Annotated in this window: 17 protein-coding genes; 13 read left to right on the forward strand and 4 right to left on the reverse strand. The window is 71.1% G+C overall.

Translation table 11 applies throughout. The annotated features are described in order from the left end of the window. Nucleotides 1–83: 83 nt before the first annotated feature. Entirely contained in the window at nt 84–779 is a 696-nt protein-coding gene (locus tag Vlu01_RS24805; protein WP_204003875.1) for an SDR family NAD(P)-dependent oxidoreductase, read from the forward strand. On the opposite strand, the gene Vlu01_RS24810 is transcribed toward Vlu01_RS24805, so the two are convergent. Continuing rightward, a complete protein-coding gene (locus Vlu01_RS24810) occupies nt 764–1495 on the reverse strand; it encodes a dTMP kinase (protein WP_204003878.1) in 732 nt (243 codons plus the stop codon). The two genes, Vlu01_RS24805 and Vlu01_RS24810, sit on opposite strands and share 16 nt — an antisense overlap. A gap of 37 nt (nt 1496–1532) precedes the next feature. Here Vlu01_RS24810 and Vlu01_RS24815 point away from each other — a divergent pair, with 37 nt between their 5' ends. The 10 genes from Vlu01_RS24815 (at nt 1533) to Vlu01_RS24860 (ending at nt 10676) form a co-directional block, all read left to right on the forward strand. Continuing rightward, a complete protein-coding gene (locus Vlu01_RS24815; RefSeq protein WP_275409483.1) occupies nt 1533–2240 on the forward strand; it encodes a nucleotidyltransferase in 708 nt (235 codons plus the stop codon). After that, nucleotides 2237–2512: a BON domain-containing protein gene (locus tag Vlu01_RS24820; RefSeq protein ID WP_373307510.1), complete on the forward strand. Its 276-nt coding sequence runs from the start codon at nt 2237–2239 to the stop codon at nt 2510–2512. Before Vlu01_RS24815 ends, Vlu01_RS24820 begins: the two co-directional genes overlap by 4 nt. 9 nt (nt 2513–2521) lie before the next feature. Continuing rightward, nucleotides 2522–3298 (forward strand): metallophosphoesterase family protein, encoded by a 777-nt coding sequence (locus tag Vlu01_RS24825; RefSeq protein WP_204003882.1) that lies wholly within the window; start codon nt 2522–2524, stop codon nt 3296–3298. Next, nucleotides 3289–3432 (forward strand): GPGG-motif small membrane protein, encoded by a 144-nt coding sequence (locus Vlu01_RS24830; protein WP_007464364.1) that lies wholly within the window; start codon nt 3289–3291, stop codon nt 3430–3432. The genes Vlu01_RS24825 and Vlu01_RS24830 overlap by 10 nt, the downstream gene beginning before the upstream one ends. Before the next feature lie 178 nt (nt 3433–3610). Further along, a complete protein-coding gene (locus tag Vlu01_RS24835; RefSeq protein ID WP_204003884.1) occupies nt 3611–4105 on the forward strand; it encodes a TspO/MBR family protein in 495 nt (164 codons plus the stop codon). Nucleotides 4106–4431: 326 nt separating this feature from the next. Continuing rightward, nucleotides 4432–5784, forward strand: a complete 1353-nt coding sequence (locus tag Vlu01_RS24840; RefSeq protein WP_204003886.1) for an ABC transporter substrate-binding protein — start codon at nt 4432–4434, stop codon at nt 5782–5784. A 70-nt stretch (nt 5785–5854) separates the two neighbouring features. Then, a complete protein-coding gene (locus Vlu01_RS24845; RefSeq protein WP_204003887.1) occupies nt 5855–6907 on the forward strand; it encodes a carbohydrate ABC transporter permease in 1053 nt (350 codons plus the stop codon). A gap of 1 nt (nt 6908) precedes the next feature. After that, on the forward strand, nt 6909–7874 hold the full coding sequence (locus Vlu01_RS24850; RefSeq protein ID WP_204003889.1) for a carbohydrate ABC transporter permease: 966 nt from the start codon (nt 6909–6911) through the stop codon (nt 7872–7874). 62 nt (nt 7875–7936) lie between these two features. Next, nucleotides 7937–8968: a LacI family DNA-binding transcriptional regulator gene (locus tag Vlu01_RS24855; protein ID WP_204003890.1), complete on the forward strand. Its 1032-nt coding sequence runs from the start codon at nt 7937–7939 to the stop codon at nt 8966–8968. 61 nt (nt 8969–9029) lie between these two features. Beyond that, nucleotides 9030–10676, forward strand: coding sequence for a glycoside hydrolase family 13 protein (locus Vlu01_RS24860; RefSeq protein ID WP_204004018.1), 1647 nt, complete (start codon nt 9030–9032; stop codon nt 10674–10676). A gap of 128 nt (nt 10677–10804) precedes the next feature. Here the strand turns inward: Vlu01_RS24860 and Vlu01_RS24865 are convergent, their stop codons facing one another. The 3 genes from Vlu01_RS24865 to xylA all read right to left on the reverse strand — a co-directional run bounded on the left by Vlu01_RS24865 (nt 10805) and on the right by xylA (nt 15027). Next, nucleotides 10805–12232 carry an MFS transporter gene (locus tag Vlu01_RS24865; RefSeq protein ID WP_204003891.1) on the reverse strand — a complete coding sequence of 476 codons (1428 nt, stop codon included), beginning with the start codon at nt 12230–12232 and terminating at the stop codon, nt 10805–10807. 142 nt (nt 12233–12374) lie between these two features. After that, nucleotides 12375–13829 (reverse strand): xylulokinase, encoded by a 1455-nt coding sequence (gene xylB, locus Vlu01_RS24870; RefSeq protein WP_204003892.1) that lies wholly within the window; start codon nt 13827–13829, stop codon nt 12375–12377. 10 nt (nt 13830–13839) lie between these two features. Further along, on the reverse strand, nt 13840–15027 hold the full coding sequence (xylA, locus tag Vlu01_RS24875; protein ID WP_204003893.1) for a xylose isomerase: 1188 nt from the start codon (nt 15025–15027) through the stop codon (nt 13840–13842). A 49-nt stretch (nt 15028–15076) separates the two neighbouring features. Here xylA and Vlu01_RS24880 point away from each other — a divergent pair, with 49 nt between their 5' ends. Both Vlu01_RS24880 and Vlu01_RS24885 read left to right on the forward strand, forming a co-directional pair. After that, nucleotides 15077–16336, forward strand: a complete 1260-nt coding sequence (locus Vlu01_RS24880) for an ROK family protein (RefSeq protein WP_204003894.1) — start codon at nt 15077–15079, stop codon at nt 16334–16336. A 126-nt stretch (nt 16337–16462) separates the two neighbouring features. Then, the gene (locus Vlu01_RS24885) at nt 16463–18142 is read left to right on the forward strand and encodes a PP2C family protein-serine/threonine phosphatase (protein ID WP_239096106.1); all 1680 of its coding nucleotides are present in this window, start codon (nt 16463–16465) and stop codon (nt 18140–18142) included. The last annotated feature ends 80 nt before the right edge of the window (nt 18143–18222 follow it).

Raw genomic sequence — 18222 nt, forward strand, 5'->3', positions numbered from 1 at the left:
CCGGACACCGCACCAGGCGCGACCGGCAACAGGACCGGTGGGGCTGCGGCGCGCCCTACTGCCGGTCGCACTAACCTCAGTCCATGGCGAATCGAAGTGTGTTGGTGACCGGGGCCACGGGCGGACTCGGCGTGGCGGTCAGCGCCACGTTCGTGGCGGCGGGGTGGCGCGTGGTCGCCCCTCAGCGCCAGCAACCGCACCCGGTCGGCATGCCCGAGGTCAACGCACCGCTCCGAATCGCAGCGGATCTGACCGACCCCCAGGACGCGGCCCGGGTGGCCGAGGTGGCGGCCGGCGATCCGGAGGCACCACTACGTGCGGTGGTCAACCTCGTCGGCGGATACGCCAGCGGCGGGCTGGTGCACGAGACGCCGGTCGAGGACTTCGAACGGATGCTCACCATCAATCTCCGCCCGACCCACCTGGTCACCCGTGCCGCGCTGCCCCATCTGGTCGCCGCCGGGGGTGGCGCGGTGGTCTGTGTCGCGGCCCGCGCGGCGGTCGCGCCGTTCCCGGGTGTCGCCGGCTACGTGACCGCGAAGGCCGCCGTGCTCGGCTTCGCCTCCGCGGTGGCTGTGGAGTACAAGACATCCGGGGTTCGGTGCAACACCGTCCTGCCGAGCGTCATCGACACCCCGACCAACCGCGACGCGATGCCGGACGCCGATCACTCCCGCTGGGTGGACCCGGCCGAGATCGCCTCGGTGATCCGCTTCCTCGCGTCGGACGAGTCGGCGCCCACGAGCGGCGCGACCGTACCGGTCTACGGACGGGCCTGAAGCGGCACCAGTTCCGTCACCGGCGCGACCCCCTCTGCCGGCGTACGCCCGGTCGGCTCGTGCTCGGGCGCCAGCCAGGCGTTCAGATGCCCCCGTATCTCCCGGGCGATCTCCTCTGCCGGGAGGCCCGCGTTGACCGGCACGAACGTCGGGTACTCCGGCAGACTGCGGTAGGCCACGTCGGCGGCGGCCAGAAAGCCGAGACTCTCGTGGTCGGTGCCCCGGCGTTCGATCCGTCGGTACGCCTCGATCGGCTCGACGGTCAGCAGGAAGGTCACCTGCGGTCGAGGAAAGAGCCGGTAGGCGGCCCGGACCAGCCGCTCCCAGCGGTGCCCGCCGTGGGCGCGGAGGCTGGCGTACTGGCAGGCCGCGTAGCGGTCCATCACGGCCACCCGCCCGGTGAACAGGCCACCGAGGAGTGTCATCGCGATGGCCAGCCAGCGGAGCCCGGACTCCACCAGGAGCATGCCGTCGCGCCCGAGCAGGCCCTGGGCATCCGGCCGGCCGAGTCGATGGGCCGCCCGGCCGAGCCAGCGCCGCCCACCAGCGTTGCGGTGATAGGTGGCCGGACAACCGGCCGCGGTGAGCGCCTCGGCGAGCCGATGCGCCTGGGTGGTCTTGCCTGAGCCGTCGATGCCGATCAGGGCTACGGCGCGGAGCCGACCCCCGCCACGGCGGACTCCCGTCGAATCGGGCGCTTCCGTCGGTCTGGCCACTCTGGAAAGGCTATCCGACAGCCGCACGTACGGACGGATGATAAGTCCCGTTACGCCCCGTTCATTCCGTTACGCGCGCGGGGCAGGTGTGGCGGACCGGAATGCCGGGTACCGATCGGAGATCCCCCGGTGGTACCCGACGAGGCGACAGGAGAGCGAGATGGCCGAGCGCGACGACGAGACCCTCCTGCACACCCTCAAGAAGGTCGCCGCCGTGCTCAAGCAGTCGGACATCCCGTTCGTTCTCGGCGGCAGTTTCGCCGTCTACGCGCACGGTGGCCACTCCAGCGAGCACGACGTCGACTTCCTGATCCGCGAGTCCGACGTCGAAACCGCGCTGGAGGCGCTGGTGCAGAGCGGCTTCACCGCCGAGCGGCCACCGGAGGACTGGCTGGTCAAGGTCTACGACGGCGGCCGGATGGTGGACCTGATCCACCGCCCGGTCGAGACGCCGGTGACCGAGGAGACCTTCGCCGACACGGTCGTACGCCCGGTCGACGCCATCCACATGCCGGTGCTGTCGGCCACCCAGTTGATGGTGCACAAGCTGCTGAGCTTCTCCCAGCACTACTGCGATTTCGCCCGAGGGTTGCCGCTGGCCCGATCGCTGCGTGAGCAGATCGACTGGGAGCGGGTACGCAAGGAGACGCAGCACTCGCCGTACGCCGAGGCGTTCCTGGTGCTGCTGGACAGGCTGGACGTCGTGCCGTACACCGGCACCGCCGACGGAAAGGGGAGACCGTGACCGTGCACCGCGACTCCGGCGCCGGACCGCCCGACGAGTATCTCGAGGCGGAGATCCACCGGCTGCTCACGGAAGACCCGGCCGTCGCCGAACAGGGCATCAGCGTGACCCGTACCGAACGCGCTCTCGTGCTGCACGGCGAGGTCGAGAGCGCACACCGGCGGGAGGAGATCCTGCGTCGGGTGGCCGAACGCTTCCCGGACGTGCCGGTCACCAGTGACATCGGGGTGATCCGCACGCAGGCGCCCACGGAGATCGAGCAACTGCCCTGAGGAGGTTCGATGGTTATCCGGATCGCCGCTGTGGGAGACGTGCATCTGGACGAGGACGTGCTCGGTCGGTTCCGGCCGGCGCTGGAGGAATTGCCCGGCAGCGTCGACGCGCTGCTGCTCGCCGGTGACCTGACCCGACACGGCACCGAGGCCGAGGCGCGCTGCGTGGCCCGGGAGTTCGGCGGCCTCGGTGTCCCGGTGATCGCCGTGCTGGGCAACCACGATCACCACTGCGACCAGGTGCCACAGGTGATCGGGACGCTGGAGGAGGCGGGCATCACCGTGCTGGAGGGCGCCGGAGTGGTGCTGGACTGCCCGGGCGGCCGACTCGGCGTCGCCGGGGTGAAAGGTTTCGGCGGCGGCTTCGCCGGCCGGAGCGCCAGCGACTTCGGCGAGCCGGAGATGAAGGCGTTCGTGCGCACCACGACCGAGAGCGCCGACCGGCTGGGCGAGGCGCTCCGCTCGCTGGACTGTGACGTGCTGGTGGCGCTCACCCACTACTCCCCGGTGCCGGACACCCTGGCCGGGGAACCGTTGGAGATCTACCCGTTCCTCGGCTGCTACCAGTTGGGGCAGGCGGTGGACTCCGCGCCGACCGCACTCGCCCTGCACGGGCACGCCCATCACGGCTCCGAGCGGGGCACCACCCCGGGCGGGGTACGCGTCCGCAACGTGGCCCACCCGGTGATCAAGCAGGCGTACAGCGTCTTCCACCTCGGCGATCACCTTGATCAGGGTGAGGTTTCCGAAGTCACAGCCGGGGGTATTCAGCAACCATGGAGCTGATTCTCTGGATTCTCGCAGTCGTACTGGTGGTTGCCGGCATCCTCGCGCTGTTCCGGCGGCAGATCCTCTGGGGCATCGTCCTCATCGTTGTCGGGCTGTTGGTCGGCCCGGGTGGGGTCAGCATCTTCAATTGACGTCGCGGCGCAGTGCGCCGCTCACCGAACCCGCCGGGGTCGTCGTGACCGGTACTCCGTCCTCCCGACAGGAGTCACCGCGCGCGGCGACCCCGGCGTGTTGTCGGTGGGCCCAGCACCGCCCAACTCGACAGCGTGCGAAGGTTTGCCGCCCGCGGTGAGTGGAGAACCACCGACCATGCGAACGACTGGGAAACAGACCCGACGCGACGGCGCCCGCCAGTGGTGGGCCCTGGCCGGTTTCGCGCTGGCCGTACTGGCCGTCGCCGTCTTCGGCAACCTGGCCGGGGCGGGGGCGAGTGACCAGTACGCGACCATCGACCGGCCCGCCTGGTCGCCGCCGTCCTGGCTCTTCGGCCCGGTCTGGACCGTCCTCTACGTGATGATCGCGGTCGCCGCGTGGCTGGTCTGGCGCCGGGTGGGCTTCGGTGCGGCCCTCGGCGCGTGGGCGGTCCAGCTCGTGCTCAACGCCGCCTGGACGCCGCTCTTCTTCGCCGGTGACCGGTACGGGCTGGCCTTCATCGAGATCATCCTGCTCTGGCTGGCGATCGGCGCGACCGTGCTGCTGTTCGCCCGGGCGAGTCGACTGGCGGCGGCGTTGCTGTTGCCCTACTGGGCCTGGGTCACCTTCGCCGCAGCCCTCAACTACTCGATCTGGCAGCTGAACAGCTGACCGACCCCGGCCGAACGCCGGAACACCAGCGGTGCCCGCCCCGCCTGCCGGGGGCTTTTCCGCTGCCCGCCAGCCAGCCTCGGGTGATCGCGAAATCTTCCTACCCGCACGTCGGTCGACGGGAGTTTCTCCTGATAGACGGGGCTCGTTGTCGCCGATGGGCGCGTGATCATGGTTGCTTGCAGATTTCCGGATTGTTACTCGGTCGTGTCCGTCCAAGGGTGGATCCGGCGAGATGCAAGCGCTTACATGTGAAGACGCCCATCGGACCGGCGCCAGGTCAACCGGATGCGACCCGGCCAGCGCCGGCTAGGAAGGAGGACGGCATGGCGATCTCTGCCAGGCCACGCCAGGCCCTCGCAGTCGCTGGCGCGATCGCACTGGCGCTCGGCGCCACCGCGTGCGGCACCGGAAGCAGCAGCAACAACAGCGGCAACAGCAACGCCGATTCCGCGGAGTGCGCCCCCTACGAGAAGTACCAGGGCCACGACGGGAAGACGGTGAACATCTACTCGTCGATCCGGGAGATCGAGGCCGACCGCCTCACGGAGTCCTGGAAGCAGTTCGAGGACTGCACCGGCATCAAGATCAATCACGAGGGAAGCGGCGAGTTCGAGGCCCAGCTCCCCGTACGGGTCGACGGCGGCAACGCCCCTGACCTTGCCTTCATCCCGCAGCCCGGCCTGCTCCAGCGGTTCGCCGAGCGCGACCAGCTGAAGGCGGCCAGCGCCGAGACCAAGGCCATGGCCGAGGAGAACTACCCGGCCGACTGGCTCAAGTACAGCACCGTCAACGGCACCTTCTACGGCGCGCCGCTCGGTTCGAACGTGAAGTCGTTCGTCTGGTACTCGCCGAAGATGTTCCAGGAAAAGGGTTGGGCCGTCCCGACCACCTGGGAAGAGATGATCAAGCTCAGCGACACGATCGCCGACAGCGGGCTCAAGCCGTGGTGCGCCGGCATCGAGTCCGGTGACGCCACCGGCTGGCCGGCCACGGACTGGATCGAGGACGTGCTGCTGCGGACGCAGACCCCCGAGGTCTACGACCAGTGGACCACGCACGAGATCCCGTTCAACGACCCGCGCATCGCCGAGGCCGTGGACCGCGCCGGCACCATCCTGAAGAACGACAAGTACGTCAACGGCGGCTTCGGCGGCGTGCGCAGCATCGCCACCACCTCCTTCCAGGAGGCCGGCGTGCCGATCACGCAGGGCAAGTGCGCCCTGCACCGGCAGGCGTCGTTCTACGCCAACCAGTGGCCGTCGGGCACCCGGGTGGCCGAGGACGGCGACGTCTTCGCCTTCTACTTCCCGGCCATCGACCCGGCCAAGGGCAAGCCGGTGCTGGGTGGCGGCGAGTTCGTGACCGCCTTCAGCGACCGGCCTGAGGTGCAGGCGGTGCAGACGTACCTGGCCTCGGGTGAGCACGCCAACAGCCGCGCCAAGATCGGCGACTGGGTCTCCGCGAACAAGAAGCTCGACCTGGCCAACGTCGCCAACCCGATCGACAAGCTGTCGGTGGAGATCCTCCAGGACGAGAGCTCGGTCTTCCGGTTCGACGGTTCCGACCTGATGCCCGCCGCCGTCGGCGCCGGGACCTTCTGGAAGGGCATGGTCGACTGGATCAACGGTAAGGACACCGCCACCGTCCTCCAGGGCATCGAGAGCAGCTGGAAGTGAGTCCACCGGTGGGCCGGTCCGCGACAGTGGGCCGGCCCACCGGCGCTGCCGAGAACCCCGGGGAGGGTTGATGAACTTCGACTTCGCCGCCCAGACGCCAAAGCTCATGATGTTGCTGTGGGGGCTGATCGCCTTCGCGGTGGTGGTCGGCGGCCTGCTCGTGTTGCTCGACGCGGTGCCGGCGTTCTTCGCCCGGCGTCGCGAGGCGCAACTCGTCGCCGCGTCCGTCGGCGGGGTCGCGCCGCCCGGGCGGACGAAGCCGCGGGAGGGCCTGTTCGCCCTGTTCTTCCTGCTGCCGACGGTGTTGTTGCTGATGATCGGTCTGGTCGTCCCGGCGATCCGGACCACGATGCTGTCCTTCATGGACGGCGGCAGCCAGAACTGGGTGGGTCTGGACAACTACCGCTGGATGTTCGCCGAGGACGCGATCGTCCGGGTGCTGCTCAACACGCTGGTCTGGGTCACCCTGGTACCGCTGGTGGCCACCTCCATGGGGCTGCTCTACGCGGTACTTGTCGACAAGGCCCGGCTGGAGGCGGTCGCCAAGTCGCTGATCTTCATGCCGATGGCCATCTCGTTCGTCGGCGCCAGCATCATCTGGCGGTTCGTGTACGCCTACCGGGGCGAGGAGCAGGAACAGATCGGCCTGCTCAACCAGATCGTGGTCAGCCTCGGCGGCGAACCCCGGCAGTGGCTGCTCGACTCGCCGCTGAACACGCTCCTGCTCATCGTGATCATGGTGTGGATCCAGGCCGGTTTCGCCATGGTGGTGCTCTCCGCGGCGATCAAGTCGATCCCGGCGGACATCATCGAGGCCGCCCGCCTCGACGGGGTCAATCCGTGGCAGATGTTCTGGCAGATCACCCTGCCCAGCATCCGACCCGCGCTGATCGTGGTGGTCGTCACCATCTCGATCGCCACGCTGAAGGTCTTCGACATCGTGCGCACCACGACCAACGGCAACTACGACACCAGCGTGATCGCCAACGAGATGTACAACCAGGCATTCCGGTACGGCCAGAACGGGCAGGGCTCGGCGTTGGCGGTCGTCCTCTTCATCCTGGTGGTACCGATCGTGATCTTCCAGATCCGCAACCTGCGCCAGCAGCGACGGGAGGGCTGAGATGACCACCACCACTCCCCCGGTCGCCGCCGGCACCCAGGCCACCGACGGCCGGTCGACCCGGGCCTCCCGGGTACGCAAGCGGCTGAACAGCCGTACCGCGACCCTGGTCGCGATCGTCATCGCGGTCGTCTGGACCATCCCGACCTTCGGTCTCTTCATCTCCTCCTTCCGCCCGGAGAACCAACTCAAGACCACCGGCTGGTGGACCTTCTTCCGGGACCCGGAGTTCACCCTCCAGAACTACCAGGACGTGCTCTTCGGGCAGTCCTCCTCGTCCGGGCAACTCGCCAGCTACTTCATCAACTCGCTGGTGATCACCCTGCCGTCGGTGCTGTTCCCGCTCGCGTTCGCGGCCCTGGCCGCGTACGCCCTGGCGTGGATCAACTTCCGCGGCCGGGACTGGATCTACATCGGCATCTTCGCGCTCCAGATCGTGCCGCTGCAGATGGCCCTGGTGCCGTTGCTGAGTTTCTTCTCGCGCGGAGTCAGCCTGGGTGGTGTCACCCTGCTGCCCGCCTGGAACCTCGACGGCGCGCAGAACTTCGCCCAGGTGTGGTTCGCGCACACCTGCTTCGCCCTGCCGTTCGCCGTGTTCCTGCTACACAACTTCATCTCGCAACTGCCCAGGGATCTGATGGAGGCGGCCCGGGTCGACGGGGCCACCCACCCGAAGATCTTCCGCACCATCGTCCTGCCGCTGGTCGCACCGGCCCTGGCCGCGTTCGGCATCTTCCAGTTCCTCTGGGTCTGGAACGACCTGCTGGTCGCGCTCATCTTCGCCGGTGGCAGTGACGTCACCGCGCCACTCACCGTCCGCCTGGCCGAGCTGGCCGGCACTCGGGGCAACGAGTGGCAACGGCTGACCGCCGGCGCGTTCGTCTCGATCGTCGTACCGCTGATGGTGTTCCTGTCACTGCAGCGCTACTTCGTTCGAGGGCTGCTCGCCGGCAGCGTCAAGGGCTGATCCACCCGTGGTGCCGTCGCCGGACGCGGCGGCACCACGCGGGACGTGAGCGGGGTGTCACCGTGACGAAGATCGACGACGTCGCCCGACTGGCCGGCGTCTCCACGGCCACCGTCTCCCGGGCGCTGCGCGGGCTGCCGACGGTGTCGGCGGCGACCCGCCGCCGGGTGCTCGCCGCCGCCGAGCAGTTGCAGTACGCGGTGTCGCCCAGCGCCTCACGGCTGGCCGGCGGTCGGACCGGCACCGTGGCGGTGGTGGTCCCCCGGATCACCCGGTGGTTCTTCGGCGTGGTCGTCGAGGCGGCCGAGGACTTCTTCCACCGGGCCGGTTACGACCTGCTGCTGCACAACCTGGGTGGGCGCGAACAGAACCGGCAGCGGGTCCTGCACGCCGCCCACCTGCACAAGCGGGTGGACGCGATCATGCTGGTCGCCACCCCGCTGCGGGCCAGTGACGTGGCCGCGCTGGCGGCGTTGGACCTGCCCGGCGTCACCGTCAGCTCCGGGACCACCGTGCCCGGCTGGCCCTGCGTACGCATCGACGACGTGGCGGCCGCGCGAATCGCCACCCGGCACCTGCTGGATCTCGGGCACCGCCGGATCGCGCACATCTCCGGTGATCCCGACGACGAACTCGCCTACAGTGCCCACCTGGACCGACGCCGGGGGCATCAGGAGGAGTTGCGCGCGGCCGGTTTGCACCCGGACCCGAGCCTCGACGTGGAGTCCAGTTTCGACATTGCCGGCGGCACCCGGGCCACCGAGGAACTGCTCCGCCGGGGCGACCCGCCGACGGCCATCTTCGCCGCCTGCGACGAGATGGCCATGGGTGCGCTGACCGCGCTGCGCGACGCCGGCCTACGGGTTCCTCAGGATGTCAGCGTGATCGGCATCGACGACCACGCCCTCTCCGGCGTGCTGGGCCTGAGTACCGTCGCCCAGCCGGCCGTGGAGCAGGGCCGGCTCGGCGCGCAGTTGCTGCTCGACCCGCTCTGCGGGCGGTCCACCGACGCACTGGTCAAACCGGACGGGTCGGTGATCCTGGACACTCGGCTGGTCGTGCGTGATTCGACCGCGCCCGTGCGGGCACACTGAACGCCAGCCAGCACGCCGTCGCGGCCCGCCGGCCGGCACGGCTCGACAATGGGAGTACGCCCTGAACCACGACGCGACGCAGCAGACCCCACCGACCGGCTGGTGGACGGAGGCGGTGATCTACCAGATCTACCCCCGCTCGTTCGCCGACTCGGGTGGCGACGGCATCGGTGACCTGCCCGGGATCACCGCCCGCCTCGACCACCTGGCGGAGCTGGGTGCCGACGCGGTCTGGCTCTCGCCGTTCTATCCGTCGCCACAGGCCGACGCCGGCTACGACGTGGCCGACTACCGGGACGTCGAGCCGCTCTTCGGCACGCTCGCCGACGCTGACGACCTGATCGCGAAGGCCCACGCCAACGGGCTGCGGGTGATCGTCGACCTGGTGCCCAACCACACCTCGTCGGCCCACGCCTGGTTCCAGGCCGCCCTGGCCGCCGGTCCGGGCAGTGCCGAGCGGGAGCGGTACATCTTCCGCGAGGGCCGCGGACCGGACGGGGCCGAACCGCCCAACGACTGGCAGAGCGTCTTCGGGGGTCCGGCCTGGACGCGGCTTCCCGACGGCCAGTGGTACCTGCACCTGTTCGACACCGCTCAGCCCGATCTGAACTGGGACAACCCCGAGGTACGCGCCGAGTTCCTGGACGTGCTGCGGTTCTGGCTGGATCGCGGCGTGGACGGTTTCCGGGTCGACGTGGCACACGGTCTGATCAAGCAGGCCGATCTGGCCGACTGGCAGGAGCCGCAGGAAATTCTCTCCGGGCAGGAGGCGGACAAGCCTCGCCCACCGATGTGGGACCAGGACGGCGTGCACGAGATCTACCGCGAGTGGCGGCGGTTGCTGGACGGCTATCCCGGTGAGCGGATTCTGGTCGCCGAGGCGTGGGTGGAGCCGGCGGAACGGCTGGCCCGCTACGTCCGCCCCGACGAGATGCACCAGGCGTTCAACTTCGAGTACCTGCTCGCCTCCTGGACGGCCCCTGCCCAGTACGCGGTGATCACGCGCTCACTGGAGGCCACCGACGCGGTCGGCGCACCCACCACCTGGGTGCTCTCGAACCACGACGTGGTGCGGCACGCCACCCGGCTCGGGCTGCCGGTCGGCACGCCCCGACCCAACGGCATCGGCATCGGCGACGAGCAACCGGACGCCGCCACCGGGCTACGGCGGGCCCGCGCGGCCACCCTGCTCATGCTGGCCCTGCCCGGCTCGGCCTACCTCTACCAGGGTGAGGAACTCGGGCTGCCGGAGCACACCACCCTGCCCGACGAGGCCCGGCAGGATCCGACCTGGGAACGCAGCGGGCACACCAAGCGGGGCCGCGACGGGTGTCGGGTGCCGATCCCGTGGGAGGCGGATGCACCCTCGTACGGCTTCGGGCCGACCGACGCCAGCTGGCTGCCGCAACCGCCGATCTGGGCCGAGTACGCGCTCGACCGCCAGCGCGGGGTGCCCGGCTCGACGTACGAGCTGTACCGGGAGGCGTTGCGGCTGCGCCGCGCGTACGGACTCGGTCGGGGCACCCTGGAATGGCTCTCCTCCGGCGACGAGGTGCTGACCTTCCGCAACGGCGACCTGGTCGTGCTGACCAACTTCGGCCCCACCGCCGTCCCCCCGCCCGCCGGCGAACTGCTGCACACCAGCACCCCCCTACCCGAGGACGGTTCGGTCCCCACCGACACCACCATCTGGCTACGGACGGTGTAAGGAAGGGCACCTCATTAACGTCTGGTGTAGAGCAGGGGTCCCTTGTTAACACGCGGCCGGCACGATCGACGCTTTTGTTAATAAGGGGCCCTTCCTCTACCGGAGGCGTTAAGAAGGGGCCCTTCCTTTCACTCAAGCTGGTTGGCGCGGGTGTGCAGGAGTTGGCGTACGTCGGCGATGTCCTTCGGCGAGGTGCGTGCGGCGAGCCAGTACATGATGCCGGTGGGGATGAAGAAGAGCTGGAAGGCGGCCAGCCCGACGGCGTAGTTCAGCGGCGGCGGGAAGGCCACCCGCAGCCCGTGGAAGGCCGCCCCGACCAGACCGTTGCCGGCCGCTCGCCCCACCCCGTTGACCAGGTTGCCGAGGCTGTAGACGGTGCCCCGGTGCTCCGGTGGGTTCACGTCGGCGATCAGGGCGAACCAGTTCGGCGAGTTCGCCGAAGTCAGTGCCAGGGCCAGCAGTGCGGCCAGCAGGCTCAGCCCGACCGTCGGTTCGGTGACCACGCTGGCCAGCACCGCCCGTACGACCGCGCCGGTGCCGGCGCCGTCGGGCACGTCGATGCGCATCGGCACGAAGAACAGCACCAGATAGAACGGAAGCGCGGCGAAGATGCCGATGGAGGCGACCATGGCCCGGCCCGAGGGGGTACGCCGTTGCAGCGCGTCACCGACCAGCCCGCCGACGATGGAGAACACCCCGCCGAGTTGGAACAGGGCGGCGAAGACGCTGCCCACCACGATGGCGGTCGCCGTGGTGTATCCCTGGTCCTCGGCCCGCTCTCGGAAGAGGACCGGCAGCCAGACCAGCGAACCGAAGGCGGCCTGCGCGGTGAGGCCCTGGAGAATCAGCCAACGGTTGGTCCGTCGGCTCAGGATGACGGGCAGGTCCGTGCGGCTGATCCGGTAGTCGTAGTCGTCGCCGGCGGCGAGCGCGGCGGTCAGGGCCGGCTCGCTCTGGCCGCGTCGGATGTCGTACGTGAACAGGTAGGCCGCCGTGGCGGCCAACCCGACCACGGTGAGCACCAGGAACGGCCGGCGCCAGTCGGCCGCGCCGAGCAGCCCACCGACGAGGCCGCCGGCCACGGTGCCGACACCCTGGGAGAGCCCCCAGAAGCTCATCACCAGGCCCCGACGGCGAGGGGTGATGAGGTCGGTGACGACCGAATAACCGACCGACCCGACCGCGCCGAGGCCCACTGCGGCGAGCAGTTGCGCGGCGAGGAAGGTGGGGTAGTTCCCGGCGAGTGCGCTGCCCCCGGTGCCGGCCGCCCAGAGCAGCGTGCCGATCATGAGTAACGGCTTGCGGTTGCCACGGTCGCCGAAGTAGGCCCAGCCCACCGCCGCCACCGCACTGACCAGGAAGCTGATCGCGGTGACCAGACCGATCAGCCGTTGCGGCACCTCGAAGGAGTCGGCGATCGCGCCGTACAACGGCGGCACCAGGCCGATCGCCACGTTGTCCAGCGAGGCGAGCAGCACGAAGACCACGACGCTGTAGAGCCGGCGCGGCGCGCTCCTGCCCCACACCCGCGCGGGTCCGCCTGTGGTCGAGCTCATGCGGGCAGCCAACCAGGGCGGGATAACGAGCTGATCACCGGGTCACCCCACGGTCTGGCAGCCACCTCGCGGGACGTGTTCGGTCCCGGATCGAGTGGCATCCGCGTCACAGCGGGCCACTCGATCCGGGACCGAGCCGTGATCAGCCCTGGGTCAACCGGTCCAGGTGGCGTTCCCGGGCCTGCGCGTAGCGCTCCCGGATGCCGGGCACCGGCTCGGCGGCGTACTCCTCGGTGCCGGACGGTGTCCAGGACGGCGGTTCCCCCGTTCCCAGAGCCAACCACGCGGCCTGCCGGGCGGCACCGTCGGCGACGTACTCGCCGGGCGGTGGGACGACCACCGGGCAGCCGAAGACCTGCGGCGCGATGCGACGCACCGCCGCCGACCGGGCACCGCCGCCGACCAGGATCACCCGGCGTACGGTCGCGCCCTGGGCGGCCAGCGCGTCGAGGCCGTCGGCGAGGGCGCAGAGCATCCCCTCCACGGCCGCCCGGGCCAGGTGCCCCGGGGTCGAGGTGCGCAGGGTCAGCCCGTGCACCGCCCCGGTGGCGTCCGGCCGGTTCGGAGTGCGTTCGCCCTCCAGGTACGGCACCATGACCAGCCCGTCCGCGCCGGGCGGCGTGGCCAGCGCCAGGTCGGCCAGCTCGTCCAGACCCACCCCCAGCATCGCGGCGGCGGCGTCCAGCACCCGGGCCGCGTTCAGCGTGCAGACCAGCGGCAGGAACCGGCCGGTCACGTCGGCGAAGCCGGCGACGATACCGCTCGGGTCGGCCGCAGGGGCGTCCGCGACGCTGAAAACCGTGCCGGAGGTACCGATCGACACCACCACGTCGCCGGGACGCGCGCCGACGCCGAAGCCGGCGGCGGCGTTGTCACCCGCGCCCGGCCCGAGCAGCGCCGCACCGGAGCCCGAACCAGCCGGGCCCGACAGCACCGCCGGAGCGAGGTACCCGGCGGCCTCGGTAGGGCCGAGTACGGTCGGCACCCGCACCACCCGACCGAGCGCCTGCTCCAACAGGTCCAGCCGGTACTCGCCGGTGGCCGGGGACCAGTAACCGGTGCCGCTGGCGTCGCTGCGGTCGGTACGCAGCGCGTCCAGCCCGGGGGCACCGGCCAGCCGCCAGGTCAGCCAGTCGTGCGGCAGGCAGACGGCCGCCACCCGAGCGGCGTTCGCCGGCTCGTTCCGGGCCAGCCAGCGCAGCTTGGTAACGGTGAAGCTGGCCACCGGCACAAGGCCCACCGCGTCGGCCCAGAAACGACGCCCGGCCTGCCCCTCGCCTGCCTCCTGGATCAGCTCGGCGGCCGCGCCGGCGGACCGGGTGTCGTTCCACAGCAGCGCTGGCCGGATCACCTCTCCGGCCTCGTCGAGGCAGACCATGCCGTGCTGCTGGCCGCCCACGGAGACTGCGGCGACGTCGGTCAGCCCACCGGCGGCGTCGATCGCCGTCTGGAGGGCCGACCACCAGGCCGAGGGGTCGACCTCGGTGCCGTCCGGGTGCGGTGCCCGGCCCTGCCGGACCAGAGCACCGGTCTCCGCGTCCCGGACGACCACCTTGCACGACTGGGTGGAGGAGTCCACCCCGGCGACGAGCGGCATGCCGGCCGCCTCAGCGGGCGCCGAGCACGTGCTCGACGGCGAGCTGGTTCAACCGGACGAAGCCGAAGCCGCGGGCGGCGGTCGCCTCCACGTCGAACTCCTCGAAGGCGCTGGTGTCGGCGAGCAGCTCGGCGTAGCCCTCGCCGTCGCCGAGCGTCGGCACGGCCAGCTCGGCGACCTTGCTGGCGGCCAGCGCCTCGACCACCTCCGGGTCGGCCCGGAACGCCGCGGCCCGCTCCTTGAGCAGCAGGTAGGTGCGCATGTTCGCCGCCGCGGAGGCCCACACGCCGTCGATGTCCTCGGTGCGGGAGGGCTTGTAGTCGAAGTGCCGCGGCCCGTCGTAGGCGGGCGCGCCGGCCGGGCCACCGTGCTCCAGCAGGTCGACCAGGGCGAAGGCGTTGAGCAGGTCACCGTGGCCGAAGACCAGGTCCTGGTCGTACTTGACGCCACGCTGGCCGTTGAGGTCGATGTGGAACAGCTTGCCCTGCCAGAGTGCCTGGGCGATGCCGTGGGCGAAGTTGAGCCCGGCCATCTGCTCGTGGCCGACCTCCGGGTTCAGCCCGACGCGCTCCGGGTGGGCGAGGGTGGAGATGAACGCCAGAGCGTGCCCGACGGTGGGCAGCAGGATGTCGCCGCGCGGCTCGTTCGGCTTGGGCTCCAGGGCGAAGCGCAGGTCGTAGCCGCGGTCGATGACGTACTGGCAGAGCACGTCGACCGCCTCGCGGTAGCGCTCCAGCGCGGCCTGGACGTCCTTGGCGACGTCGTACTCGCCGCCTTCGCGGCCGCCCCACATGACGAACGTCTTCGCGCCCAGTTCGGCGGCGAGGTCGACGTTGCGCAACACCTTGCGCAGCGCGAACCGCCGGACGTCGCGGTCGTTGCTGGTGAAGCCGCCGTCCTTGAAGACGGGCTGCTGGAAGAGGTCGGTGGTGACCATCGGCACGACCAGGCCGGTCTCGTCGAGCGCCTTGCGGAACCGGGCGATCTGGGCGTCACGGGTGGCGGCGTCCGCACCGAACGGCACCAGGTCGTCGTCGTGGAAGGTCACGCCGTACGCGCCCAGCTCGGCGAGCCGGTGCACCGACTCGACCGGGTCGATGGCGTCACGAGTGGCGTGACCGAACGGGTCTCGACCCTGCCAGCCGACCGTCCAGAGCCCGAAGGAGAACTTGTCGGCAGGGGTGGGACGGGGTGCCATGGCAAACCTCCGGTGGTGTCGTCCGCTATTTGTTCAGTGGTTGAATTAAATGACTGGGATGTGGCAGTGTCAAGGGGTGAAGCCACCCGCAGCCCCGGCCGGCGCGGTGCGGCAGGGCAGCCTGCGTGAGCTGAACCTCGCCCTCGTGCTCGGCCGCATCGCCGACGCCCGACGCCCGCCCTCGCGGGCCGCGCTGGCCGCTGACACCGGCCTCACCCGGGCCACCGTCTCGGCCGTGGTGGAGGACCTCGTCGCCGGTCGGCTCGTCACCGAGGCGGACCCGACACCCCGGGCCGGTGCCGGTCGCCCAGCGCGTGGGCTGATGCTGGCCGGCAACGGCCCGGCCGGGCTGGGGCTGGAGATCAACGTCGACTACCTGGCCGCGTGCGTCGTCGACCTCGCCGGTCAGGTTCGGCACCACACCGTGCACCGGTCCGACCTGCGACCCGTCTCCCCGGCCGACGCGCTCGGCCGGCTCGCCGAACTGGCCGCCCGGGCCCGTGCCGACGCCGACGCGCAGGACCTGACCCTGGCCGGCGCGGCCCTGGGGGTGCCCGGCCTGGTCGACGGCTCCGGGCAGGTCCGTCTCGCGCCGAACCTGGGCTGGCGGGACGTGCCGGTGCCGGACCTGCTGGCCCAGCACCCGCCGCTGACCGAGACCGTCGACGGGGTGCCGCCCCTGGTGGTGGACAACGAAGCCAACCTCGCCGCGCTGGGCGAGTTGCACGCTGGCGCCGCGCCGGGCAGTTTCCTGCACATCTCCGGAGAGGTCGGCATCGGCGCCGGCATCGTCCTGAACGGCGCGCTGTTCCGGGGCACCCGTGGTTGGAGCGGCGAGATCGGGCACATTCCGGTCCGTCCGGACGGGCCGCCCTGCCGCTGCGGCGGTCGGGGCTGTCTGGAGCTGTACGCGGGGCAGGAGGCGATCCTGTCCGCCGCCGGCCTGGCCGGAGCCGACCTGCCGGCTGACCGGGCGTCGACCCGGTTGACCCAGCTCGCGGCGGCCGAGCACCCCGCCGTCCTGCACGCCCTGGCCGAGGCGGGCACGGCGATCGGAGTCACCGTGGCGAGCGTGGTCAACCTGCTGGACCTCGACACGGTGGTGCTCGGCGGTGGTTACGCCTCGCTCACCGGCTGGCTCCGACCACCCGTACTCGCCGAGATCGAACGCCGGGTGCTCACCGCAGCCTGGTCCCCGGTCACCGTCCGGCCGGCCACCCTCGGTGCCACCGCCGCGGCGGTGGGAGCTGCCGGTTCGGTGGTACGCCGGATCATCGCCCAGCCCGGCGGCTGGTTGGCCCGACTCTGACTCTGGTGACAGGTGTGCCTCAGGCGCACCTCGGTACGCTTGCCTGCAGGCAAGCAACCGTGACCCCGAGGAGTGCACCGCCCGCATGCGTACTGGTCGACAGCGCCCCGCGCCCGGCGGCCGCCGGTGACCAGCACCCGGCAGGACGCTGTCGCGGGTGCGGCCGGCGAGTGGGCTGCCGACGGAGGCTCGGGTCGTCCCGCCACCGGGTCACTCCCCACGCCCGCCGTGGACGCCGACCTCGCCCGTGAGCTGCTCGACGGGCTCGACGAGGCGGTGCTGACCACCGACGACGCCGGGCTGGTCGTGCTGGCCAACGCGCGGGCCGGGGTGTTGCTGCCGGACGTCGCCGTCGGCACCGACCTGGCCGGCTGTGCGCTGCCGGCACTGGCGAGCGCGGTCGCCACCGGCGCGGATGACTTCGAGGATGAACACCGCGGCCGGCGACTGCGCGGCGTCCGCCGCGCGCTGGGCGGCAACCGCGCCGCCTGGTACCTGCGGGACATCACCGACGAACACGTTCGTGTCGAGGAACTACGGGCCGAGCGCCGACGAACCCGGTTCCTGGCCCGTTGCGGCCGTCAACTCGGCCTGGCGCTGGAGCGTGACCAGGCGCTGCGCGCCGTCGCCACCCTCCCGGTGCCGTACCTGGCCGATCTGGCCCTGGTGGTGCACCTGCCACCGATTCCGACCGAGTACCGGCCCCACTGGGTGCGGTACGCCGCTGACGGCACCGCGCCGACCAGCGGCGTGGTCGACTGGGACGTGGTCGCCGCCGTACCCGGTCTCGTCGAGGCCCTCGACGGCGAGCGCGGGGATCCGCGTCCCTGGCCGGCCACCCGGCGGGAGGGACTCGACCCGGTGCTCCCGGCGGGCCTCGTCGACCCACCCGCGACCCTGCTGGTCAGCCCGTTGCCAATGGCAGGTCGGACGGCCGGCGCCCTGGTGCTGCTACGTCGATCCGAGCGGGACGGGTTCCACCCTCGCGAGGTCGAGCTGGTGCGGGAGTTCGCCGCTCGAGCCGGCGCCGCACTGGCCACCGCCCAGCTGCACGACGAACAGAGCCACCTCGCCCAGGTACTACAGAACAGCCTGCTGCCCCCGAAACTGCCCACGGTGCCCGGATTGAGTCTGGCCGGTGGTTACCGCGCGGCCGGCGACAGCCTGCGCATCGGTGGCGACTTCTACGATGTCCTGCCCACCGGTGGCGGTGCCCTGTTCGCCGTCGGGGACGTCTGCGGCAAGGGCGTCGGTGCGGCCGTGCTCACCGGACGGGTACGCCAGTCCTTGCAGACCCTGCGACTGGTCGAGCAGGAGCCGCGAGAACTGCTCCGGCTGCTCGACCGGGCGCTGCTCGACATTCCGGACGCGTCCCGGCGCGGCCGGTTCACCACCCTGCTGCTGGGTGCCCTGCGGCCCGAGCCCGAGGGTGGGGTGCGGGTGCGGATCGCCGGTGGTGGGCATCCGGCACCGCTCATGATCCGCGCCGACGGCACGGTGCTCGCGGTTCGGGTCGGTGGCATGCCGGTCGGTGCGCTGGCCGGTGCCCGCTTCGCCACCGCTGACCTTCGGCTGAGCCCCGGTGAGCTGCTGTTCACGCGTACCGACGGAATTGCCGACGCTCGGGGCGGCCCGCACGGGACGGAGGTCTTCGGCGAGCGGCGGCTACGCCGCATTCTCGCCGACGGCGCCGGGCTGCCCCCGGCGACGCTTGTCGACCGGGTGCTCCGAGAGGTCGACAGGTGGTGTGCCGGGCTTCGCCACGACGACATCGCGATGCTGGCGATCGGCGCGACCGGAGACTGACCCGACGCGACCACGACCGGCGGCGGCGGCGGCGGCGATTGACCATCCCACCCGCTGCGGCCGGGTCGGCGCGCCCGCTT

It is taken from the genome of Micromonospora lutea, assembly GCF_016863535.1.
In the GTDB taxonomy this organism is placed as follows: domain Bacteria; phylum Actinomycetota; class Actinomycetes; order Mycobacteriales; family Micromonosporaceae; genus Micromonospora; species Micromonospora lutea.